This is a genomic window from Pseudomonas sp. 9.2(2024), from assembly GCF_039695385.1.
GTDB lineage: Bacteria > Pseudomonadota > Gammaproteobacteria > Pseudomonadales > Pseudomonadaceae > Aquipseudomonas > Aquipseudomonas paraglycinae.
Map to the genome: position 1 here is coordinate 4,545,001 of NZ_CP155585.1, position 22,307 is coordinate 4,567,307.

Annotated in this window: 26 protein-coding genes (1 of these 26 running past the window's edge); 16 read left to right on the plus strand and 10 right to left on the minus strand. The window is 61.0% G+C overall.

Translation table 11 applies throughout. The features are described 5' to 3' along the window. On the plus strand, positions 1 to 826 hold the 3' portion of the coding sequence (gene rhtA / locus ABFB52_RS20345; RefSeq protein WP_085744902.1) for a threonine/homoserine exporter RhtA. The gene continues 62 nt to the left of window position 1, outside the view; only the last 826 of its 888 coding nucleotides appear in the window; its start codon lies off the left edge, out of view; its stop codon occupies positions 824 to 826. A gap of 168 nt (positions 827 to 994) precedes the next feature. Beyond that, on the plus strand, positions 995 to 1,276 hold the full coding sequence (locus ABFB52_RS20350) for a hypothetical protein (RefSeq protein ID WP_007955851.1): 282 nt from the start codon (positions 995 to 997) through the stop codon (positions 1,274 to 1,276). A 10-nt stretch (positions 1,277 to 1,286) separates the two neighbouring features. Here ABFB52_RS20350 and ABFB52_RS20355 read toward each other — a convergent pair whose 3' ends face one another. Further along, entirely contained in the window at positions 1,287 to 1,856 is a 570-nt protein-coding gene (locus tag ABFB52_RS20355; protein WP_129973798.1) for a TetR/AcrR family transcriptional regulator, read from the minus strand. Positions 1,857 to 1,947: 91 nt separating this feature from the next. Between ABFB52_RS20355 and ABFB52_RS20360 the strand changes: the two genes are divergently transcribed. Both ABFB52_RS20360 and ABFB52_RS20365 read left to right on the plus strand, forming a co-directional pair. Continuing rightward, entirely contained in the window at positions 1,948 to 2,676 is a 729-nt protein-coding gene (locus ABFB52_RS20360; RefSeq protein ID WP_129973797.1) for an SDR family oxidoreductase, read from the plus strand. A gap of 33 nt (positions 2,677 to 2,709) precedes the next feature. Further along, positions 2,710 to 3,300: a 2-hydroxychromene-2-carboxylate isomerase gene (locus ABFB52_RS20365; protein WP_085744905.1), complete on the plus strand. Its 591-nt coding sequence runs from the start codon at positions 2,710 to 2,712 to the stop codon at positions 3,298 to 3,300. Here ABFB52_RS20365 and ABFB52_RS20370 read toward each other — a convergent pair. Then, entirely contained in the window at positions 3,297 to 4,295 is a 999-nt protein-coding gene (locus ABFB52_RS20370; protein WP_129973796.1) for a zinc-dependent alcohol dehydrogenase family protein, read from the minus strand. The genes ABFB52_RS20365 and ABFB52_RS20370 overlap by 4 nt on opposite strands. Before the next feature lie 112 nt (positions 4,296 to 4,407). On the opposite strand from ABFB52_RS20370, the gene ABFB52_RS20375 reads away from it, so the two are divergent. Continuing rightward, on the plus strand, positions 4,408 to 5,316 hold the full coding sequence (locus tag ABFB52_RS20375; RefSeq protein ID WP_129973795.1) for a LysR family transcriptional regulator: 909 nt from the start codon (positions 4,408 to 4,410) through the stop codon (positions 5,314 to 5,316). Here ABFB52_RS20375 and ABFB52_RS20380 read toward each other — a convergent pair. The 4 genes from ABFB52_RS20380 to ABFB52_RS20395 form a co-directional block, all read right to left on the minus strand. Then, complete coding sequence (locus tag ABFB52_RS20380) at positions 5,309 to 7,117, minus strand: aminopeptidase P family protein (protein ID WP_129973794.1); 1,809 nt, start codon at positions 7,115 to 7,117, stop codon at positions 5,309 to 5,311. The two genes, ABFB52_RS20375 and ABFB52_RS20380, sit on opposite strands and share 8 nt — an antisense overlap. Before the next feature lie 57 nt (positions 7,118 to 7,174). Further along, a complete protein-coding gene (locus ABFB52_RS20385) occupies positions 7,175 to 8,341 on the minus strand; it encodes an aminotransferase class V-fold PLP-dependent enzyme (RefSeq protein ID WP_102686420.1) in 1,167 nt (388 codons plus the stop codon). A gap of 206 nt (positions 8,342 to 8,547) precedes the next feature. Beyond that, positions 8,548 to 9,162 carry a LysE family translocator gene (locus ABFB52_RS20390; RefSeq protein WP_007955835.1) on the minus strand — a complete coding sequence of 205 codons (615 nt, stop codon included), beginning with the start codon at positions 9,160 to 9,162 and terminating at the stop codon, positions 8,548 to 8,550. A gap of 101 nt (positions 9,163 to 9,263) precedes the next feature. Further along, positions 9,264 to 9,533: a hypothetical protein gene (locus ABFB52_RS20395; protein WP_085744911.1), complete on the minus strand. Its 270-nt coding sequence runs from the start codon at positions 9,531 to 9,533 to the stop codon at positions 9,264 to 9,266. 388 nt (positions 9,534 to 9,921) lie between these two features. On the opposite strand from ABFB52_RS20395, the gene msuE reads away from it, so the two are divergent. From msuE to ABFB52_RS20415, 4 genes are read left to right on the plus strand one after another with little or no spacing between them, the layout of a single operon-like run. Continuing rightward, on the plus strand, positions 9,922 to 10,485 hold the full coding sequence (gene msuE, locus ABFB52_RS20400; protein WP_064378551.1) for an FMN reductase: 564 nt from the start codon (positions 9,922 to 9,924) through the stop codon (positions 10,483 to 10,485). Positions 10,486 to 10,495: 10 nt separating this feature from the next. Continuing rightward, complete coding sequence (gene ssuD, locus ABFB52_RS20405) at positions 10,496 to 11,641, plus strand: FMNH2-dependent alkanesulfonate monooxygenase (protein ID WP_007955828.1); 1,146 nt, start codon at positions 10,496 to 10,498, stop codon at positions 11,639 to 11,641. 10 nt (positions 11,642 to 11,651) lie between these two features. Beyond that, positions 11,652 to 12,839, plus strand: a complete 1,188-nt coding sequence (locus ABFB52_RS20410; RefSeq protein WP_007955826.1) for an acyl-CoA dehydrogenase family protein — start codon at positions 11,652 to 11,654, stop codon at positions 12,837 to 12,839. Positions 12,840 to 12,862: 23 nt separating this feature from the next. Next, complete coding sequence (locus ABFB52_RS20415) at positions 12,863 to 13,966, plus strand: sigma-54 dependent transcriptional regulator (RefSeq protein ID WP_127799091.1); 1,104 nt, start codon at positions 12,863 to 12,865, stop codon at positions 13,964 to 13,966. Here ABFB52_RS20415 and ABFB52_RS20420 read toward each other — a convergent pair. Then, on the minus strand, positions 13,963 to 14,328 hold the full coding sequence (locus ABFB52_RS20420) for an antibiotic biosynthesis monooxygenase (RefSeq protein ID WP_085744915.1): 366 nt from the start codon (positions 14,326 to 14,328) through the stop codon (positions 13,963 to 13,965). The two genes, ABFB52_RS20415 and ABFB52_RS20420, sit on opposite strands and share 4 nt — an antisense overlap. Before the next feature lie 90 nt (positions 14,329 to 14,418). On the opposite strand from ABFB52_RS20420, the gene soxR reads away from it, so the two are divergent. Further along, positions 14,419 to 14,877 (plus strand): redox-sensitive transcriptional activator SoxR, encoded by a 459-nt coding sequence (soxR, locus tag ABFB52_RS20425; RefSeq protein ID WP_007955822.1) that lies wholly within the window; start codon positions 14,419 to 14,421, stop codon positions 14,875 to 14,877. A gap of 36 nt (positions 14,878 to 14,913) precedes the next feature. Here the strand turns inward: soxR and ABFB52_RS20430 are convergent, their stop codons facing one another. From ABFB52_RS20430 to ABFB52_RS20440, 3 genes are all read right to left on the minus strand, one after another. Next, entirely contained in the window at positions 14,914 to 15,684 is a 771-nt protein-coding gene (locus ABFB52_RS20430; protein WP_129973793.1) for a MetQ/NlpA family ABC transporter substrate-binding protein, read from the minus strand. Between the two features lie 72 nt (positions 15,685 to 15,756). Next, a complete protein-coding gene (locus tag ABFB52_RS20435; protein WP_129973792.1) occupies positions 15,757 to 16,422 on the minus strand; it encodes a methionine ABC transporter permease in 666 nt (221 codons plus the stop codon). A 2-nt stretch (positions 16,423 to 16,424) separates the two neighbouring features. Beyond that, positions 16,425 to 17,639 carry an SfnB family sulfur acquisition oxidoreductase gene (locus ABFB52_RS20440; protein ID WP_129973791.1) on the minus strand — a complete coding sequence of 405 codons (1,215 nt, stop codon included), beginning with the start codon at positions 17,637 to 17,639 and terminating at the stop codon, positions 16,425 to 16,427. A gap of 283 nt (positions 17,640 to 17,922) precedes the next feature. Between ABFB52_RS20440 and ABFB52_RS20445 the strand changes: the two genes are divergently transcribed. From ABFB52_RS20445 to ABFB52_RS20470, 6 genes are all read left to right on the plus strand, one after another. After that, a complete protein-coding gene (locus tag ABFB52_RS20445; protein WP_085744920.1) occupies positions 17,923 to 18,381 on the plus strand; it encodes a VOC family protein in 459 nt (152 codons plus the stop codon). 142 nt (positions 18,382 to 18,523) lie between these two features. Then, positions 18,524 to 19,399, plus strand: a complete 876-nt coding sequence (locus ABFB52_RS20450) for an alpha/beta hydrolase (RefSeq protein WP_102686426.1) — start codon at positions 18,524 to 18,526, stop codon at positions 19,397 to 19,399. Positions 19,400 to 19,652: 253 nt separating this feature from the next. Beyond that, positions 19,653 to 20,855: a PepSY domain-containing protein gene (locus ABFB52_RS20455; protein ID WP_129973790.1), complete on the plus strand. Its 1,203-nt coding sequence runs from the start codon at positions 19,653 to 19,655 to the stop codon at positions 20,853 to 20,855. Further along, a complete protein-coding gene (locus ABFB52_RS20460; RefSeq protein WP_085744923.1) occupies positions 20,852 to 21,391 on the plus strand; it encodes a thiamine pyrophosphate-binding protein in 540 nt (179 codons plus the stop codon). Before ABFB52_RS20455 ends, ABFB52_RS20460 begins: the two co-directional genes overlap by 4 nt. Next, on the plus strand, positions 21,388 to 21,729 hold the full coding sequence (locus ABFB52_RS20465; RefSeq protein ID WP_085744924.1) for a hypothetical protein: 342 nt from the start codon (positions 21,388 to 21,390) through the stop codon (positions 21,727 to 21,729). Before ABFB52_RS20460 ends, ABFB52_RS20465 begins: the two co-directional genes overlap by 4 nt. Beyond that, positions 21,726 to 22,301 (plus strand): DUF6162 family protein, encoded by a 576-nt coding sequence (locus tag ABFB52_RS20470; RefSeq protein ID WP_085744925.1) that lies wholly within the window; start codon positions 21,726 to 21,728, stop codon positions 22,299 to 22,301. The genes ABFB52_RS20465 and ABFB52_RS20470 overlap by 4 nt, the downstream gene beginning before the upstream one ends. The last annotated feature ends 6 nt before the right edge of the window (positions 22,302 to 22,307 follow it).

Here is a 22,307-nt window from a genome sequence, read left to right on the forward strand (position 1 = left end):
TATGGCATCAATCCAGTCCGGCGCTTCGCTGGCTAAAAGCATGTTCCCCATCGTGGGCGCCCAAGGCACAACGACGCTGCGTTTGATTTTCGCCAGCGTGATCATGCTGTTACTGCTCAAACCCTGGAGGGCGAAGCTGACAGCCAAGTCGCTGCGCACAGTGATTGTCTACGGGATGGCGCTGGGGGGGATGAACTTCCTCTTCTATATGTCGCTACGCACCGTTCCGCTCGGCATCGCAGTTGCCTTGGAGTTTACCGGCCCGCTGGCGGTCGCCATCTATGCCTCACGTCGCGCAATCGACTTTGTTTGGATTGCCCTGGCTGCAATCGGCTTGTTGCTATTGATACCGACCGGCGCTACGTCCGCGGGCATCGATCTGGTCGGTGCAGGTTATGCACTGGGAGCCGGCGTTTGCTGGGCGCTATACATTCTGTTCGGCCAAAAGGCCGGCGCAGATAACGGCGTGACCACCGCAGCGCTTGGCGTGATGATCGCTGCCCTGTTCGTCGCCCCCATCGGTATCGTCCACGCCGGCAGCGCATTGCTGACTCCGGCATTGATCCCGATCGCTATCGGCGTCGCGATCCTGTCTACCGCCCTCCCCTACACACTGGAAATGGTCGCCCTCACCCGCATGCCCGCCCGCACTTTCGGCACGCTGATGAGCATCGAACCGGCCTTTGGCGCGCTGTCGGGCCTGCTATTCCTTCAGGAATACCTTTCTTTGTCACAATGGATGGCGATCCTGTGCATTATTCTGGCCTCCGTCGGTGCGACCATGACCATGGGCAGCACTGCCAAACCCGCCATCGCCGCGGATTAAAAGGGGATTGAACGAAGGTCTGGCATTTGGCGCTCATTTAGGCCATGTTTAGCCTCGCAACCCAATGCCAGACATGGATTTTTTCGGATACGGACATCGGAACGCGTCAAGCGAGAGCGCATACAGGCAGACCCGAGCGCCAGACTCGAGGCCGCCATAAGGACGGTAATGAAACGAATTTTGATACTGATCGCCATACTCGCCGTTGCGGGCTGCGCGGCGACGTCGAAGACTCAGGTCAAGCATGGCAAGAAAGGGCTGCACATCAACTGTTCGGGGCTGTCCTCTTCTTGGGACAAGTGCTACGCCAGCGCTGCAAACTCTTGCGCACCGAAGGGCTACAAGGTCATCGCCAAATCAGGCGATACCGTGGAAGAACCGGGTGATTACCCCTTCGGTCTCAACCCCGCCGGCTATACCAGCCGCAGCATGATCGTCATCTGCAAATAAACCATCGCCGCTACTGCGTTCGCGAAGCGGCGAGCTGGAGCCCGATCTCTTCATGACAGGACTTCAGCACCCGTTGCTGAATCTTCGGTGACGCCAACATACGCGCCACCACCAGTGCCCCGACACATTGCGACAGAATCGCCCAGGCCAGGCTGTCGCTTTCCAGAATCTGCGCCCAACTTTCCTGAAGCTTACAAATCCACAGCTCGGCCTGCTCCCGCACAACAATATCCGACCGCGCTATCTCGGCGCCCAGTGCAGGCAATGCGCAGCCCAGCTCAGGCTGCTCGACATGGGCCATGTTCAGATACAGTTTCAGGCACCGCTCCAGCCGTTCGCGATCCTGCGTACCCTGCCCGCCCAAGCGTTCAAGACTCTGGCACAACTCGCGCTCGACGATAGCCGCGAACAGGGCGTCCTTGGACGAGAAATGACTGTAGAACGCCGCCCCGCTCAAGCCGATCGCCTTCATCAGGCCATCGACGCCCATTGATGAAAACCCGGTCTTTTTCGCAGACAGCGAGCTGCTTTGCAGGAGCTTTTCTTTGGTTTCCAGCTTGTGACCGGCGGAATACCGCATGTATTTGTCCTCACATTGAGTGCCTTGACGCTGAGCAAATCCTAGCATAACGTTCGTTCACTTAACGATCGTTTACTAAAGGGATCCACCCATGAATAACAAGAAGGTCGTATTGGTTGTCGGTGCAGGTGATGCCACGGGCGGCGCCATCGCCAAGCGGTTCGCCAAGGAAGGTTTCGTCGCGTGTGTCACGCGGCGCAGCGCCGACAAATTGCAGCCCTTGGTGGAAGCCATTCAGGCGAACGGTGGCGAAGCCCACGGTTTTGCATGCGACGCGCGCAAGGAAGAAGACGTCATTGCGCTGATCGAAGATATCGAAACCCGCCTCGGTCCGATTGAAGCATTTGTTTTTAATATCGGCGCCAACGTTCCCTGCAGCATCCTCGAAGAAACCGCCCGCAAGTACTTCAAGATTTGGGAAATGGCCTGTTTCTCCGGATTTCTCAATGCCCGGGAAGTCGCCAAACGGATGGTGACCCGTAGCCGCGGCACTATCCTGTTCACCGGCGCTACTGCCGGATTACGCGGTGCCTCCGGCTTTGCCGCGTTCGCTGGGGCCAAACACGGTATCAGGGCTCTGGCACAGAGCATGGCCAGAGAGCTTGGCCCGATGAACATCCATGTCGCCCACGTCGTGGTCGACGGCGCCATCGATACCGACTTCATCCGCGACAATTTCCCTGACAAATATGCCACCAAGGATCAGGACGGTATTCTCAATCCCGACCACATCGCCGAGAACTACTGGTATCTGCATAGCCAGCCACGGGACGCCTGGACGTTCGAACTGGATCTGCGTCCGTGGAACGAGCGCTGGTAATCCCCCCAATAACAAAAACAGAGTGCAGCGAACATGAGCAAAACCGTGGAGTTCTATTTCGATCTCGGCAGCCCCGCCACCTACCTGGCGTATACCCAACTGCCGAAAATCTGCGCTGAAACCGGCAGCCAGTTGATCTACATTCCGATGTTGCTGGGCGGCGTCTTCAAAGCCACCGGCAACGCGTCGCCGGCAATGATCCCGGCCAAGGGTCGTTACATGTTTCAGGACCTGGACCGTTACGCCAAACGCTACGGCGTGCCCCTGAAATTCAACCCGCATTTCCCGATCAATACCCTGATGTTGATGCGCGCGGTCACCGGCATTCAACTGCGTCATCCTGATCGCTTCCTGGCATTCATCGATTGCCTGTTCAAAGCGCTGTGGGTTGAAGGCCGCGCCCTCGATGAGCCGGCAACAGTTGCCGCCGTGCTGACCGAACATGGCTTCAATCCTGAAGAAGTACTGGTATTGACCAACGATGAAGCAGTCAAGGCTGCGCTCAAAGACAACACCGAAACCGCCGTGAAGCGTGGCGTCTTCGGTGCGCCGAGCATGTTCATCGACAACCAGTTGTTCTTCGGTCAGGACCGGCTCGACTTCGTTGTGGAAGCCCTTCGCTAAATCTCCACGACCACACGCCCCTGAGCTGCTTTCGCTGCCAGCAGCTCATGGGCTTCTCCGGCGGTTTCCAGCGTGAACCGATGCGGATCGAGCAGAGGTCGCAGCTGACCGGACTCAATCAGCGCGGCAGCCTGTCGCAAAATCTCGCCATGATGCTCACAGCCCCTGCCGGTCAGTAACGGCAACAAGGTGAACACGCCCGAATACGTCGCCCCACGAAACGACAACGGCGCAAGGCTGTGCTGCCCCCAGCCCAGACAACTCAGCACATGTCCGCTGTAGATCCGTGCGGCTTTGAACGAGGCGTCCAGCGTCTCGCCGCCGACCGTGTCATAAACAATGTCGAACCCCTCCCCCGCCGTGAACTCGGCGACATAGTTCTCCACCGAGCTCTCTAGATAATCGATGAACGTCGCACCGTAACCCTCGATGATCGAGCGCTGCCTCACAGAACCTGTTGCATAAACATCTGCACCGAATGCTCGGGCCAGTTGAACGGCCACATGCCCGACGCCGCCCGCTCCACCGTGAATCAATACTTTATGCCCCGCACTCATCCGAGCCCGATCCACCAGGCCTTCCCACGCCGTGACCAATATCAATGGCAGGCTCGCGGCCTCGCGCGGGCTCAAGTTCAAAGGCTTACGCGCAAGCAGTCGTGCGTCCACCACTGCAAACTCGGCCAACGAACCTTGCGCGCCACCAATGCCTGTGGCCAACGCATACACCTCGTCGCCCGACGCCCAATTCTGCACGCCCTCACCCACCGCTTCGACCACACCCGCCAGATCCAGCCCCAATACCGCCGGCAACGGTTGCCGGGCATGGGCGGCCTGCCCCGCACGGATTTTCAGATCCAGCGGATTCACACCGCTGGCCTTGATCCGCACCAGTACCTGCCCGGCCTCTGCCACGGGGCGCTCAAGGGAAACCAAGCGTAACGGCCCGTTCGCGGTGTCCACTATCAGGGCTTTCATGTTGAGTGAGTCAGTCATTTCGGTCATTCCTGTGGGAGAAAGTGAAGCCATGGTCCCGCAGCAGACCCATGCCGATAAGACGTCAAATGACTATAGTGAGCATGCCGAATCGGCATGAATGAGGCGCTTCATGGACAAGCTCAACGCAATGGCCATCTTCGTCCGGGTGGTCGAACGCGGCAGTTTTTCCGCCGTTGCCCGGGAACTGCACACCACCCAGCCGACCATCAGCAAAGTCCTGCGCGCTCTTGAGAATGAACTGGGCGGCAAGCTGATTGCCCGCAGTACACGCAAGCTATCACTGACCGATGAAGGTCAGCGGTACTACAACGAATGTCGAAATATCCTCGCCGCTGTGGACGCCGCCGAGCACAGCTTCCAGTCCGGCAGGGAAACCGTGGCCGGACCTTTGCGGATCGGCTCCTCCGTCAGTTTCGGCCGTTTGCAGATCGCCTCGCGACTGGCGGAATTTCTGCAGCGCTACCCGCAGGTGCAGATCGACCTGCAACTCAGCGATCTGAATCTGGATCTGATCAGTGAAGGCCTGGACGTCAGTCTGCGCATCGGCGAGTTGAACGACAGCGGCATGATCGCCCGACGCATCGGCACCACCCACCGGCTCACGGTGGCGACGCCCGATTACCTGCAACGCCACGGCCACCCAAAATCACCTCAGGATCTTGCGCAGCACAACTGCCTGCAATTCAACCTGCTCAGCACTCAGAATCTGTGGACTTACGAGAAGGATGGCCAACACCACGACGTACGCATCCAGGGCAACGCCCAGAGCAACAACTCCGAAGCGATCCGCGAAATGGTCTTGGGAGGACTGGGGATTTCGCTGTCACCGGTCTGGTTGTTCAGCGAGGACTTGAAGGCCGGTCAAGTGGTCGCCCTGTTGCAGGACTATCAGACCCGATCATTGCCGATTCACGCCGTGTCCCCGGCGAACCGTCGCCAGTCCGCCAGGATCAACGCGTTTGTCGATTTCATGACCCAGGCGCTGGCTGCAGCGCCCGAGCTTCAACCTGTTAAATAGCAGCAGTACGCGTGTTCAACCATTGCAGTGCCGCGCCTTCAAGCAGCGGACTCAGGCGCTCGCGCACTTCGGCGTGATAGGCGTTAAACCACTGTTTCTCTTCCTGCGTCAGCAACGACGGCTCCAGGCAGCGAGTGTCGATCGGGCACAGGGTCAGGGTTTCGAACTTGAGGAACTCGCCGAACTCGCTGCTTCCCGCTTCAACGTTCATCGCCAGGTTCTCGATCCGCACACCCCAGCGGCCCGGACGATAAGTGCCCGGTTCAATGGAAGTGATCATCCCTGGTTGCATGGCAGTTTGCGGCGCCGGCGCCGCCTGATAGGCGATCACCTGCGGACCTTCGTGAACGTTGAGGAAATAACCCACGCCGTGGCCGGTGCCATGACCATAGTCGACGTTCTCTGCCCAGATCGGCGCGCGGGCAATCGCATCCAGCAGCGGCGACAGAATGCCTTTCGGGAAATGTGCGCGGGACAAGGCAATCACGCCTTTCAGCACACGAGTGCAATCGCGCTTCTGCTCTTCGGTTGGCGTACCAACAGCCACCATGCGCGTGATGTCGGTAGTGCCGCCCAGGTATTGACCACCGGAATCGATCAGCAACAATCCATCACCCTCGATCACCGCGTGCTCCTCCGGGGTGGCGTGGTAATGCGGCATCGCGCCGTTGGCGTTGAATGCGGCGATGGTGTTGAAACTCAGCGACACATAATCCGGACGACGCTCACGAGCAGCAGTGAGTTTCTCGTCAATGGTCAGCTCGGTAATGCGCTCGCGACCCCAGGCCGATTCCAGCCAGGTGAAAAACTCGCACAGCGCCGCGCCATCCTGCTCCATCGCCTGACGAATGTGCCCGGCGTCCGCCAGGCTCTTCTGCGACTTGGCCAGGGTGGTCGGGTTCAGGCCTTCGACCAGCTTCACGCCAGTGTCGAGGTTATCCAGCAGACCGCTGGTGACTCGCGCCGGATCCACCAGCAGGCTCGCGCCACTCGGAATAGCACGCAAGGCGTCAGCGACTTCGCTGTAGTCACGCAGGGTCACGCCGTCTTTTTCCAGCACCGCACGCAGCTCAGCATCGACCTTGCTCAGTGCCACAAACAGCGTGGCTTGTTGCTGGCTGATCAGCGCGAAGGAAACGAATACCGGATTGAACGACACATCGCCGCCGCGCAGGTTGAACAGCCAGGCGACGTCGTCGAGGGTGGCGATGAAGTGCCAGTCAGCACCGCGCTCCTGCAGGGTTTCGCGCAGTTTGCCGAGTTTCTCGCCACGGCTGACAGTCGCCTGCGGTGGCAGGTGCTGGTAGATCGGCGCATTCGGCAGCGCCGGGCGATCGCTCCAGACTTCTTTCAACAAGTCGATGTCGGTACGCAGACTGGCGCCCCGCGCTTCGAGCTTGCTGCCCAGCGTACGCGCCGACGCGACGGCCATCACTGCGCCGTCGACCGCGACCACGCCACCTTCCGGCGTCTGCTCGGCCAGCCAGTCCAGCGGGCTCGGCTGACCCGGTTGCAGTTTCACCAGTTCGATACCGCTGCCCTTGAGTTCCTTGGTCGCCTGTTCCCAGTAGCGACTGTCGGCCCAGACCCCGGCGAAATCGGTGGTGACAATCAACGTGCCGACCGAGCCATGGAAACCCGACAGCCATTGCCGGCCCTGCCAGTAACCCGGCAGATATTCCGACAGGTGCGGATCGGCGGACGGCACCAGCAACGCGTGGATACCTTCGCGACGCATCAGTTCACGGGTGTGCGCGAGGCGCTGGGGAACCGTTCCTTCGGTCAAAGTCTGGGTACTCATCATGTCTCCTGCCAATCACTTCATCGTTATTGTTCGGTGCCGTTCGAAGCCGGCTCGTTAAAGCCCTGTCGCCCAGAATGCCGGAGCACTGGCGCAGGCGGTCTTGATCAGATCTACAGCCTTGTCGATGTCCTCGGCGGTGGTGAAACGACCGAGGCTCAGACGAATCGTGCGTCCCGCCAGGTGGGCGTCATGCCCCAGTGCCAGCAAGACGTGGGACGGTGTGTTGCTGGCGGAATTGCAGGCCGAGGTCGCGGAAAACGCGATCGAATGGTTCAGCGCCGCCGGATTGAACTCGCCTTCGCTGAAGGTCAGGCTCAAGGTGTGCGGGATACGTTGGGTGGAACTGCCATTGAGGCGTACGCCAGGCAGGCTCAACAGTTGTTCGAGTAGTCGCTCGCGCAACGCAACGATGGTTTTCTTCTCGTCATCAAACGCCTCGGCGGCCAAGGCGAATGCCGAGCCCATGGCAGCAATCTGGTGAGTCGCCAGGGTACCGGAACGCAAGCCGCCCTCGTGGCCACCACCGTGAATCTGCGCCTGCAACCGCTGCTGCGCACGCGGACCGACGTACAGCGCGCCGATGCCTTTGGGGCCGTAGAGCTTGTGCGCCGAGAACGACATAAGATCCACCGGCCATTGCGCCAGATCGATCGCGACCTTGCCGGCGCCCTGGGCCGCATCGACGTGGAACAACGCTCCACGCCCACGCACCACTTCGCCGATGGCCGGGATGTCGTTGACGGTGCCGAGTTCGTTGTTGACCAGCATCAGCGACACCAGAAAGGTGTCATCGCGCATCGCTTCGCTGACCGCTTGCGGGGTAATCAGGCCTTCGGCGTCCGGTACCAGATAGGTCACGGCGACACCGGCGTCCTGCAATTGCCGGGCGGTGTCGAGGATGGCCTTGTGTTCAATCTGACTGGTGATGATGTGCCCGCCGGACACACCACGAGCCTGAGCCACGCCTTTAAGGGCGAGGTTGTTGGATTCTGTAGCGCCGGAGGTCCAGACGATCTGCTGCGCCTGGGCGCCGACCAGTTCGGCGACTTGCCGGCGAGCGTTCTCGACCGTTTGCCGGGCCTGCTGGCCGAAGGCGTGGGAACTGGAGGCCGGGTTGCCGAAGTTACCGTTGAAACCCAGACACTCGATCATCACCTGGATGACCCGCTCGTCCACCGGAGTGGTGGCGGCGTAATCGAAATACAGCGGACGTGTGTTCATAAAAAGACTCGCAGAGCGTGTTCCGGGATCAGGAAGCTCGTGTCTACAAACGGCACGACGCAGCCTTGTGAGCTGCGTCCGGGTTCGAGAGCGTCATCAATACCTGATCGGATGCCGTTAAAGAAGAACAACTTCATTTAAAAGTGCGTAGGAACGCTCCTGAACGCGACTTTAACAGGCATCAGGCCGGCGGTTGTAGCACTGCGTCAGCTAAAGCTTTCAAGGAGTAACGGATACAGCGAAATCACCAGCAGCGCCGCCATACCCCAGTTGAACACCCGCAACCAGCGGCGATCCTTCAGTACGTTGCGCAACAGAGTCCCGCACGCGGCCCAGACGCCGACGCTCGGCAGGTTGATGATGGCGAACACTGCCGCAATCACGATCACGTTGGTGAAATAACCCTGCATCGGCGTATAGGTGCTGATGGCACCGATGGCCATGATCCACGCCTTGGGATTGACCCACTGGAAGGCTGCCGCACCGAGATAGCTGATCGGTTTTGCCTCGCCCTGCTCGCTGTCGCCGACGGGGCCGGAATGGGCGATTTTCCACGCCAGGTACAGCAAGTACGCCGCGCCGACGTAACGCAGAACCGTATAAAGCAGCGGATAAGTCTGGAACACCGCGCCCAGGCCAAAACCCACCGCCACCACCAGCACGAAGAAACCGCAGGTAATGCCGAGCATATGGGGGATGGTGCGGTTAAAGCCGAAGTTCACGCCCGATGCCAGCAACATGGTGTTGTTCGGCCCCGGTGTGATCGAGGTGACAAGGGCAAACAGGGCGAAGCCCAGCAGCAGGTCGAGCGAGAGGGTCATGGCAGGCAGTCCGTCAGGGTCATTCAGGTGTTGACCCTATCCCACGGCGCCGTGCAAACCCACGGACAGTTGGGTAAAACTTCAAGCAGTACAGTTACGAATCAGCTTGGACGACCGTGCAGCTGTACGGCCCGCTCGGCGCTCATCTCACCTTTGCTATCAAACCCGAAAGTCTTCTGTGGCTGGCCGAGCAATTCGGCTTTTTTCGCATGATATTCCTCGAAGGAAAGACCGCGACGGTTCAAGGTTTCAAGGGCCAGTTCGCGGGTTTCTTCCGCCGTGTAAGGGCGCAGTTCCGGGGAAACATGGCTCGCGCAACCGGCGAGAACGGAGACAGCGAGCATCAGCGAAACAGTCAGTAAACGATTCATGGGAGCGTCCTGGCGAGCAGTGTGGGTCGATGGAGAAAGGCTACGCCCGGGCACGCTTTGGCAGAAATCAACGCTCTCAATAGTGGCTATCAGAATTCGAACAGTATTCCCCTTTATATTCTAAAAAGACCTATCAATATCAATTAACAGTCTTTTACGGAATAAAAGTCAGCCTTTATAAATCTCTCATCGCGTTCGGTACTGTTGCTCCAGCAACTGTTTCCCAGGCAACAGTGGTTCAACAAACCGGCCTGAAAGTCACATGAGCACAGCCACCGAAAACGCTCAAAGCCCCGGAATACGGGCCTTACAGGAATTGGTACAGCGCTTGCTCTGCTCCAGTGACTACTCACTGCTCGCCGAGCAACTGTTGAAAAAGGAACTGACCATGTCGCGTCCACTGAAAGTCGTCGCCCTGTCCGGCGGAACCTGGCGTCCGTCCCGCACCCTGGTGCTGACCCAGGCCCTTCTGGCCGAATTGTCCGGGCACCTGCCGGTCGAGAGTCACCTGATCGAACTCGGTGACATCGCCCGCCCGCTGGGCGCCGCACTGTCCCGTCAGGAGTTGCCGGCCGAGATCGAAGCCGAACTGCAGGCCATCGAACAGGCTGATTTGCTGATCGTCGCCGCGCCGGTGTATCGCGGCTCCTATCCGGGGCTGCTCAAGCATTTGTTCGACCTGATCGACCTGAATGCGCTGATCGACACGCCTGTGCTGCTCGCCGCCACTGGTGGCAGCGAACGCCATGCGCTGGTGCTCGATCACCAGTTGCGCCCGCTGTTCAGCTTCTTCCAGGCCGTGACCCTGCCGATCGGTGTGTACGCCACCGAAGCCGATTTCGCCGACTACCAGATCACCAGCGAACCGCTAAAAGCGCGCATCCGCCTGGCCGCCGAACGCGCCGCGCCGCTGTTCGGCACTCACCTCAAACCGTTACTGAAGATCGCTTAAGGAGCAGTTCATGGATGTTTTCTGGTTCCTGCCGACCCACGGCGACGGTCACTATCTGGGCACCACCCAAGGCGCGCGCCCGGTCACCCTCAATTACCTGAAACAGGTGGCGCAAGCCGCCGACAGCCTCGGTTACCACGGCGTGCTGATTCCCACAGGGCGTTCCTGCGAAGACTCGTGGGTGATCGCCTCGGCGCTGGTGCCGCTCACCGAACGCCTGCGTTATCTGGTGGCGATCCGTCCGGGAATCATCTCGCCGACCGTCTCGGCGCGCATGGCCGCGACCCTGGATCGACTGTCCAATGGCCGCTTGCTGATCAACGTTGTGACCGGCGGTGACCCCGACGAAAACCGTGGCGACGGCAGTTTCCTCAGCCACAGCGAACGCTACGAAGTCACCGACGAATTCCTGAAAATCTGGCGCCGGGTGTTGCAAGGCGAAGCGGTGGATTTCGAAGGCAAACACCTGAAGGTGCAGAACGCCAAAGCCCTGTATCCGCCAGTGCAGAAACCCTATCCACCGCTGTATTTCGGCGGTTCCTCCGACGCGGCCCACGATCTGGCCGCCGAGCAGGTTGACGTGTACCTGACCTGGGGCGAACCACCGGCCGCCGTCGCCGAAAAACTCGCCGATGTACGCGAACGCGCCGCGCGTCACGGGCGCAAAGTGAAGTTCGGCATCCGCCTGCACGTGATCGTGCGCGAGACCGCCGAAGAAGCCTGGAAAGCCGCCGACAAACTGATCGAGCACATCAGCGACGAAACCATCGAGGCCGCGCAGAAATCCTTTTCGCGCTTCGACTCCGAAGGCCAGCGACGCATGGCCGCCCTGCACGACGGGCGCCGCGACAACCTGGAAATCGCCCCCAACCTGTGGGCCGGCGTCGGTCTGGTGCGCGGCGGTGCCGGTACTGCATTGGTCGGCGATCCGCAGCAGGTGGCGGCGCGAATCAAGGAATACGCGGATCTGGGCATCGAGAGCTTCATCTTCTCCGGCTACCCGCATCTCGAAGAGGCCTACCGCTTTGCCGAGCTGGTGTTCCCGTTGTTGCCCGAGCCGTATGCAAGCCTGGCCGGACGCGGCGTGACCAACCTCACCGGGCCGTTTGGCGAAATGATCGCCAACGATGTTTTGCCCGCCAAAGCCAACGCCTGAGGAAGACCGAGTGACTGCCAAACCGCAAAGCACCCTGCTCTCCCCGTTGCAGACCGCCCGCCAACTGGCCGCCGAATTTGCCCTGACCGCCGTCGAGCGCGACGAGCGTGGCGGCACGCCGAAAGCCGAACGCGACGCCCTGCGCGACAGCGGTCTGCTGGCCCTGAGCATTCCCACCCGTTACGGCGGCCTCGGCGCGCGCTGGAGCGAAACGCTGGAAGTCGTGCGCGAGTTCGCCAAGGTCGACAGCTCGATCGCCCACGTCTTCGGTTTTCATCATTTGATGCTCGCCACCGTCCGGTTGTTTTCCCGCCCGGAACAATGGCAACCGTGGTTCGAACAGACCGCGCGGCAGAACTGGTTCTGGGGCAACGCGCTCAATCCGCTGGACACCCGCACCGTGGTCAAGGACCTGGGCGGCTGGCGCGAGTTTTCCGGCAAGAAAAGCTTCTGCTCCGGCGCCAGCGATTCGCAAATGCTGATCGCTTCGGCGGTGGACGAAAGCAACGGCGGCAAACTGCTGATCGCGGCGATCCCCAGCGGCCGCAGCGGCATCACCCTGCACAACGACTGGAACAACATCGGCCAGCGCCAGACCGACAGCGGCAGCGCCACGTTTGAACGAGTGCGGGTAGAAGAATCGGAACTGCTGCTGGATCCCGGTCCGCTGAGCACCCCCTTCGCCTGTTTGCGCCCATTGATTGCACAACTGACGTTCACCCATATGTTTCTCGGCATCGCCGAAGGGGCCTTTGAAGAAGCGCGGCAATACACCCTGAGTGAAACCCGTGTCTGGCACAAATCCTCGGTGCGCGAGGTGCGTGAAGATCCGTATGTGCTGGCCCATTACGGTGAGTTCTGGGTCGCACTCGAAGGCATCCGATTGCTGGTGGAACGCGCCGCTGCGTTGCTCGACGAGGCCTGGGCCAAAGGCCCGAACCTCAGCGCCGAAGAACGCGGTCACCTGGCCACGGCGATTGCCACCGCCAAGGTCGCCGCCAGTCGCCAGGGCCTGGAGATTTGCAGCCGACTGTTCGAAGTCACCGGCGCCCGTTCGACCCACGCGTCGCTGCGCCTCGACCGACACTGGCGCAACCTGCGCACGCAAACCCTGCACGACCCGCTGGATTACAAACTCCACGAGCTGGGCGACTGGGCGCTGAACCAGTCCCTGCCGGTGCCGACGTTCTATTCCTGATTTCCTTTCGTGGAGCGAGACCCATGCAACTGCTGACCCTGCCGCCTTCACCCGCCCTGGCCACCTCAATCCGCGCCACCGCCCAGGTGTTCGAAGACCCGAAATCCCAGGCCCTGCTCGCGCATCTGCAACAGGTCGCACCGAGCGAAGCCAGTGTGCTGATCATCGGCGAAACCGGCACCGGCAAGGAGTTGGTAGCGCGGCACATCCACAACCTGAGCAACCGGCGCAATCGGCCGTTCATTGCGGTGAACTGCGGGGCATTTTCCGAATCGCTGGTGGAAGCCGAACTGTTCGGCCACGAAAAAGGCGCCTTCACCGGCGCCCTCAGCGCCAAGGCCGGTTGGTTCGAAGAGGCGGATGGCGGCACTTTGTTCCTCGATGAAATCGGCGATCTGCCGATGGCGATTCAGGTCAAGTTGCTGCGGGTCTTGCAGGAGCGTGAAGTGGTGCGCCTGGGTTCGCGCAAGAGCATCCCCATCGATGTGCGGGTGCTGGCGGCAACCAACGTGCAACTGGAGAAAGCCATCAACGCCGGGCATTTCCGCGAGGATCTGTATTACCGGCTGAACGTGGTCAATCTGGAACTGAGCCCGTTGCGCGAGCGGCCCGGCGACATCCTGCCGCTGACCCGGCATTTCATCGAGGCCTACAGTCAGCGCCTGGGCTACGGACGCATCACCATCAGCCCCGGCGCCGAACACAAACTGCGCGGCTACAGTTGGCCGGGCAACATCCGCGAACTGGAAAACGTCATCCATCACACGCTGTTGATCTGCCGTAACGGCGTGATAGAACGCGACGATCTGCGCCTGTCGAACCTGCGCATCGACCGTCCCGACGATCAGCACGCGACCGCCGACGACTCACCGGAAGCGCTGCTGGAACGCGCCTTCCAGAAACTCTTCGAACAACAGGCCGGCGCCCTGCATGAGAAGGTCGAAGACGCGTTGCTGCGCGCAGCTTATCGCTTCTGCCATTACAACCAGGTGCACACCGCGTCCCTGCTCGGCCTGAGCCGCAACGTCACCCGCACGCGGCTGATCAAGATCGGCGAACTGGCGGTGAACAAGCGGCGGCCCACGGAAAACCTGCAAGGCGAGCGCTTGATCCAGCTGTCGATCTAGCCGACCAGTTGGCAGTGCAAACCGTCGTCGTGACTGCGGGCGATGCTGCTCAGCACCTGGAATGAACCGAAGGTCACGGTGCGCGCCTGATGGGTACGAATCAGTTGCCAGAAATCCTGCTCGCCGGATTCGAAACTCTGGAACGCCGCCTCCCCCGCCTCGCGGGACTGCCATTGCAGAAAGCTCAACACTCGCCGGCCATCGTCGCTGGCCTGGACGCTGGCGCTGACGAAGCCGGCGTAACGCTGGGCCAGACGTTCGGTCTGCACCGCCAGCGCCGAGACCAGCGCCGGTTGCTGGCCGGGTTCGATTTCAAATTCGATCAATTGGGTAAAGCTGCGGTTTTTCGCTGGTGCTTGCATGACATCCCCACTCTGTCAGACGAATCTTGCGATTCGAAGGCCTGCAGGGTAAAACCTCGAGTTAACTAGAGGTCAAGGGGCATTTTGCAAATGATCACTGCGGAAAATGTGCACAAACAACTGACCGTCGGCGAAGTCGCGGCCCGCAGCGGCGTGGCGGTCACCGCCCTGCACTTTTATGAATCCAAGGGTTTGATCAAAAGCCAGCGCAATGCCGGCAACCAGCGGCGTTATCCACGGGAAGTGCTGCGGCGGGTCGCGTTGATCAAAGTGGCGCAACGCCTGGGCATTCCGCTGGCGGAAATCGGCGAGGCGTTAAAACAGCTACCGGACAACCGCGCACCGACGGCGGCGGACTGGAAAGTGTTGTCGGAGCAGTGGCGGCGGGAGCTGGACGAGCGGATCAATCAGTTGATGCTGTTGCGGGACCGGCTGACCGGTTGCATCGGTTGCGGATGCCTGTCGATGGAAGCCTGCCCGCTGCGCAATCAGGGCGATGTGCTGGGCGAGCAAGGGCCGGGGGCGCACTTTCTCGACGTACCCAAGTGAGGGTTCCCATGCCGTGGGAACCCTCAATTCGATCCATCAGAAGCCTGGCGCAATCTGCCCTTTGTAGCGGGTCAGAATGAACTGACGCACTTCATCGGAATTCAACGCCTTGGCCAGTTTCTGCAGGCCCGGGTCGTTGATGTTGTCGGGACGCGCGACCAGAAACTCGATGTACAGGCTCTTGCCTTTCTCGACGATCAGCGCGCTGTTGGTGTCGATCCCGGCTTCCAGCGCGTAGTTGGCGAACACGAACGCCAGGTCCACCTGACTCACTGAACGAGCCAGCAACGCGCCTTCCAGCTCACGGATTTTCAGGTGCTTGGGGTTTTCGACGATGTCGCGCTGGGTGGCCAGGGTGTTGCTCGGATCCTTGAGCTTGATCAGCCCCGCCTCGTGCAGCAGCACCAAGGCGCGACCGGTGTTTACCGGGTCATTGGGGATCGACACGCTGGCGCCGTCCTTCAGCTCCGAGATGTTCTTGATCTTGGTCGAGTAAGCACCGAACGGTTCGATGTGCACGCCGACCACCGGCACCAGATCGGTGTGGCGAGTCTTGTTGAAATCATCGAGAAACGGCCGGTACTGGTAGTAGTTGGCGTCAAGGTTTTTCAGCGCCAGTTGCTGGTTGGGCTGAATGAAGTCGGTGAAGACCTTGATGTCCAGATCCACGCCTTCCTTGGCCAGGGTCGGTTTGACGAATTCGAGGATTTCCGCGTGCGGCACCGGGGTGGCACCGACGATCAGTTTTTCGTTGGCATGGACGCCAAACGACAGAACGGCAGCCAGTACGGCCAGGGTCTTTTTCATGCTGTGCTCCAAGGCAGATTTAAGTGGCCGTCGTGGGGTGAACGTGGGGCCTTTATGGGTGAACTTGTTTTTTCAGCGTCGGCTGTAGTGCGCCACCAAGCGGTCGCCGGTCATTTGCAGGGCCTGCACCAGAATCAGCAGCAACACCACGGTGACCACCATCACGTCAGTCTGAAAGCGCTGATATCCGTAGCGGATCGCCAGATCGCCGAGCCCGCCGCCACCGATCACGCCGGCCATCGCCGTGTAATCCACCAGCACGATGGCGGTGACCGTCACCGCCGCCAGCAACCCGCCGCGGGCTTCCGGCAGCAAGGTGTGGCGAATGATTTGCCAGGTGTTGGCGCCCATCGCCTGGGTCGCCTCGACCACGCCGCGATCGACTTCGCGCAACGCGGTTTCCACCAGCCGCGCAAAGAACGGCGTGCAGCCGACCACCAGCGGCGGAATGGTCCCGGGCACGCCCAGCGACGTACCCACCAGCAGCGTGGTGAGTGGAATCAGCACGATCAGCAAAATGATGAAAGGCAGCGAACGCAGCATGTTCACGATCACCGACAGCACCCGGTACAGGCCGACCGTTTCATGCAACTGGCGCTTGCCGGTGAGAAACAACAGCAGCCCCAGCGGCAAGCCCAGCAACACCGTGAACAGCAGCGCTGCGCCGAGCATGCTCAGGGTGTCGAGACAGGCCTGGGCGATGTCGGCCCAGTAAAGGTGCTTGAACCACTCGGCCATGATCAGGACCAGTCGTGGCGCGGCGGTTTGACGCCGTTGAGCAGCCAGTTGCCGACCACGTGGTACTTCCAGCGCACCGGATCATGCAGCGTGTGAACCCGGGCGTTGCGCCAGTGGCGGTCGAAGTTGTGCTTCTTCAGGGTCGAACGGGTACCGCCGAGTTCGAACAACTTGTTGCTGGCCTCGATGGCGATTTCGGTGGTCAGCACTTTGGCCTTGGCTACCGCGAGTGACGCCAGTGCGACGTTGTCTTCATCGGGTGCCGGACGTGCGGCGTCGAGCGCCCAACCGGCGCGTTCCAGCAACGCCTCGGCGGCTTCCAGACGGATTTCCAGTGCGCCGATCTGAATGATGGTCAGCGGATCTTCGCTGGCCTTGTCCACACCCGCATCGATCCATGGCCGGGCGAACTGGCGGACAAATTCGACCGTATCGCGCAGCGCCGCACGGGCAATGCCGGCGTCGATGGCAGCGGTGGTCAACTGGGCGAACGGTCCGGCCAGGGTCGGGTTCTCGTAGGAACGGTACGTCGGAAACAGATTGAACGGTGCCACTTGTAAATCCTGCGCCAGCACCGTGCCGCTGGAGGTAGTGCGCTGGCCGATGCTGTCCCAGTCATCGACGATCACCAGCCCTTTCGTGCCGCGCTCGATGAAGGCCAACTGGCCCTTCTGTTCTTCATCCAGCGCCAGCACCGCCAGCCAGTGGGCGTAGAGCGAACCGGTGCAGTAGCCCTTGCGGCCGTTGATCACGAAGCCGTCGCCATAACGACGGAGGGTCGCCTGAATATCCTGCACATTCTTGCCGCCGGTTTCCGACAACGCGTTGGCGAAACGATGACCTTGCAGCGCCAGCTCAAAGAAATGCGCCTGCTGCGCCAAGGTGCCTTGCAGGCGGATGTCTTCGAGCAGGCAGTAATGGTTTTGCGGGATCTGCCCGAGGGACGGATCGGCGGCGGAAATGATCGCGATCACCTGCGCCAGCACCGCACAGGACACCTGCGCGCCGCCGTATTCCTTCGGCACGGTGATGCCCCACAGGCCACTGTTGGAATACAGATCGACGATCTCGGCGGGCACTTCGCGGTTGCGGTCACGCTCGGCGGCGTGTTCCTGCAAGACGGCGGCGACCTGTGCAGCCACGCGCAAGGCTTCGGCGTCGTCGGCGATCCGGTGGGCGGCCGGCGGGTTGATCGGATAAACGGCAGATTCAGACATGGATGACTCTCGGTATCGGTGTTGTACCGGGTCATTGCAGCTTCTGTGCCTGACGAAAAGGCCTTGTTTTACGAGGGCTGCAACGGAACTTCAGGGCGTTTGGCGATGAAAACTTGCGCATTCTGTTGCTTCGCTGTCGATGGCTGAACAGTGCGAGGCCTGCTCGTCGGCTACTCGGTCACGACGGCGGCACGGATCTATAGTTGAGCGACCGGCAACCCCGGCGAAGGCACACCTTCAACCTCTAATAAAAACCAGGCAACAAATAACAGGGAGTACCGCCATGAGCGTCAAACCCATTCCCGAGGGGTACCACAGCATTACCCCGTACCTCGGCATTCACAAAGCTGCCGAAGCCATCGACTTCTATAAAAAGGCGTTCGGTGCCACCGAAGTCATGCGCCTGAGCATGCCCGACGGCGGCATCGGCCACGCCGAACTGCGCATCGGCGACAGCGCGATCATGCTCGGCTCGCCATGCGATCAAGGTCCGTTGAGCAATCCGGACACAGCGGTGTCGGTCGGTCTGCATCTGTACGTGACCGATGTCGACAAATCCTTTCAGCGTGCGCTGGAGGCCGGCGCGACCTCGGTGTCCGAGGTCAAGGATCAGTTCTACGGCGACCGCAGCGGGACGTTGAAAGATCCGTACGGGCATCTGTGGTTCCTGGCCACGCGCAAGGAAGACCTGACCCAGGCGCAAATCGAGCAGCGGGCGAAGGAGATGTTCCAGCAGGGTTAGCAAAGCCAGGTTGTCCATTCCCGCGCAGCGCGCGGGGATGGGCGAACACGATTCATGAACCGTCGAACCACGCTTCACGTCTTGTCATGAACGCCCGGCGATTTCAGGATGCAGGCCACTCGCCTGAATAAAGGATCACCCGATGTTTGCCGGATTCGTCAAAGACCAGCGCCACGTCAACGGTGTGGACATCAGCTACCGCCTCAAAGGCAGCGGCCCGGGCCTGCTGCTGTTGCACGGGCACCCGCAGACCCACGTCATCTGGCACAAGATCGCCGAGCAACTGGCGGAGCACTTCACGGTGATCGCCGCCGACCTGCGCGGTTATGGCGACAGCAGTCGCCCGCCGGCCGATGAGGCTCACCTCAACTATTCCAAACGCGAGATGGCTCGCGACGGCGTGGAATTGATGAAGGCGTTGGGCTTCGAGCAGTTCTCGATCCTTGCCCATGACCGTGGTGCGCGGGTTGCCCATCGCCTGGCGCTCGATCATCCCGAGGTTGTACAGCGCATGGTCCTGCTCGACATCGCGCCGACCCTGGCAATGTACAGCCAGACCAACGAAGCCTTTGCCCGGGCCTACTGGCACTGGTTCTTCCTGATCCGCCCGGCGCCGTTGCCGGAAACTTTGATCGAAGCCGATCCCGAAGGTTATCTGCGCAGTGTCATGGGCAGCCGCAGCGCCGGGCTTGCACCCTTTACCGACGAGGCATTCAGCGAATATCGGCGTTGCCTGGAACGTCCCGGCAGCGCTCGGGGGATCTGCGAGGACTACCGCGCCAGTGCCGGCATCGACCTGGAACATGACCGCGCCGACCTTGCTGTCGGCCGCCATCTGAACCTGCCGTTACTCGTGCTGTGGGGCGCCGAGGGCACCGTCGGTCGCTGCTTCGATCCGCTGGGGGAATGGCAACAAGTTGCCACTGATGTACGGGGCAAGGCTTTGCCTGCCGGGCATTACCTCGCCGAAGAAGTGCCCGAATTGTTGCTGACCGAAGCACTCGACTTTCTCCGCTGATTCCCCTCCTTCAATCCGGCGGCATGCGCTGCCGGACTGCTTCGCCTCCCCCGCAAAAATCCGCCCACGCGACAGCCACCTGCAATCGCGAAACATTTACTTTCATATCGTTTATCGGGATTTGCTTCGGTCATCCGTCTTATAGAAATGCGGGCTGGTCGCGTAGGCAAAAGCCACGACCGGCCTTTCAGGGGACTCCCGTGCTGCGAAGCCCGTAGTACCGCTCCCTCTCACTGAATCAAGACCCGTCATCATGTCGAAGAAATCCCGCTCGAAACTGTGGTTCCTGGTACACAGCTGGCTGGCGTTGCCGATCTGGTTTTTCGTTCTGATCGTCTGCGTCACCGGCACCCTGGCAGTGGTCAGCCAGGAAATCGTCTGGCTGGCCAATCCGCAGATGCGCGCCAGCGCCCCTTCGGACGACGCACCATTGCTCAGCTACGATCAGGTCCTGGCCGCGATCAAGAAGGCCGAACCGCAGACCGTGGTGCAAAGCATCAGTCGTCCGGACGAATCGCACTTTGCCCTCGACATCGAGGTCAGCTACCCCGACGGGCGTTCGCTGACGGTCTACGTCAACCCGTACACCGGCGTCATCCAGGGCCCCGCGCCAACCTTCAACTTCAAGGCGTTCACCCGCGCACTGCATGGCTGGTGGCTGGTGCCGTTCACCAACGGTTTCAGCTGGGGCTGGTATCTGGTGTCGTTCCTCGGTCTGCCAATGCTCGCTTCGCTGGTGACCGGGCTGGTGGTGTACAAGCGCTTCTGGAAAGGTTTTTTCCGCCCGACCCTGCGCATTCGTCACGGTGCGCGGATTTTCTGGGGCGACTTTCACCGCCTCAGCGGCATCTGGTCGATCTGGTTTATCGCGGTGATTTCCATTACCGGCGTGTGGTTCCTGATCCGCGCCCTGCTGTTCGACTTCCAGATTTCCATTTCCAGCGAACCGATCATCCCGGCGATGTCCCGGGAAAGTGTGCCGATCTCCGCCGACGGCACACCGCCACCGCGGATCAGTCTCGACTCGGCCGTCGAGATCGCTCAACAAAAGATCCCGGGGCTGGAAGCCAGTTTCGTCAGCCTGCCCGGCAACGCCTACAGCCACATGAGTGTCGGTGGTCGTGGCTGGTATCCGCTGATGTTCCAGACCGCCACGCTCAACCCTTACAACGGTGACATTGCCGCCTCGCGCCTGCTGTCCGACCGCTCCGCCCTGGAGTTCGTCACCGAATCGATGCGTCCGCTGCACACCGGCGATTTCGGCGGAATCTGGATCAAGCTGATCTGGTTCTTCTTCGGCCTGCTGCTGAGCATGATGGTTCTCAGCGGCCTGCTGATCTGGACCAAGCGCACCGCCCTGGCCACGCTCAACGCACTCAAACGCGAAGACAAGAGAAACCGCAAGGTCGCGCCGCGATCGACGTCCCGACATGAACCTTCGGAGGTGCGTCCGTGAGCCACATTGGAATAACACCACCGTCGCGCCTGAACCGGTTCTGGCACAAATGGCGTTTCCACCTCAACGTCCTGTTGCTGCTGATCCCGCTCGGTTTCATGCCCAAATACTTCGCCGATGCTTCGCTGTTTCGTGGTGACAGCGGACTGGGTGAACGGGAGATCGGCGAAATCCAGGTCGGCCCCTGGAGCCTGCGACTGGCCGAACTGCGCAATCAGGCCCCGATCCTGACCGGCCCCGCCGGCTACATGAAAGATTTCAGCGCCGCCCTCTGCGACGCCTGTGTCGACCACGTCAAGGCGACGTACCTGCGCATCGGCAAACCTCGCAGCCTGCGCGCGGCCGGGGTGATTTTCTTCGGCACGCCGTACCGCATGGGCACCCAGTTGCCGGTGCCGGAAAAGACCGCTGCCGACGCCGAACTGTGGATCACCATGGAAGGCTGGGACGGCAGCATGCACCAGGCCTCGATTCCGCTAAGCCAGGCCTCGCCCGCCACCCTCGCCTGGCTGAACAAACAAGGAGCCAAACCATGAGTCATGTACAACGCCTCTTTCGCCTGCACCTGAGCGCCGCATTGCTGGCGCTGTCTGCCGGTTTCAGCACAGGCGCCCTGGCCCACAACCCGATGTGCGAGTGCAAGGCCATCGACGCCGAGCAGATCAAATGCACCGGCGGCTTCTCCGACGGTAGCGGCGCGCCGGGGGTGACCCTCGATGTGATCGGCTATGACGAAACCATTCTGGTGCCGGGCAAGCTCGGCGCCGATTCGACCCTGACCTTCAAGAAACCCGGCGCCGAGTTCTACGTGCTGTTTGACGCCGGCCCCGGTCACGTGGTCGAAATCGACCAAGCGGATATCGAAGCCCCATGACCACGCCGACCACCCAGGTTGTACGCCCGGCCGGTGCCGGGCACGAAACCCTCAATGTGCTGCTGATGTGTCTGTTGATCCTCACCGTCGCCGGATCGGTAGTCGCATGGCGCGGCGTTTCCCACGAACCGGAGCCGGTTTCCAGCCATCAACTGGACGCCCGCCGCGACCTAGGCGCCAGCGAGCAAGGCATCTATGCGGATCTGCGGGTGACCCTCGACGAGATCCACCTGTTGCGCGAAGAACAGCAAACACTGCCGACCCCGCAGAACCTGGCGGACGAAGGTTTCGCCCCGTTTGCCCAGGACGCCAGTTCGGTCAGTCGTGGTGGTCATGCCTGGCAGTTGCTGGCCGACCGCGCCTACTTCGGCCACAGCCAGGCACCAGCCGTGGCCGGTTCGTTTCTGATGCGCCTCAACGTAGCCGACGACGCTGCGCCGGACATCTGGCTCAACCGCGCCACCGACCTGCAAGCGCCAGCAGACCTGTCCGACGCAGCGCTGTCCGCCGCCGGCTGGAAACAGATCGTCGCGCAATTCGATGCCGGGGTGACCCGCGAACATCGTCATTGAACCCTC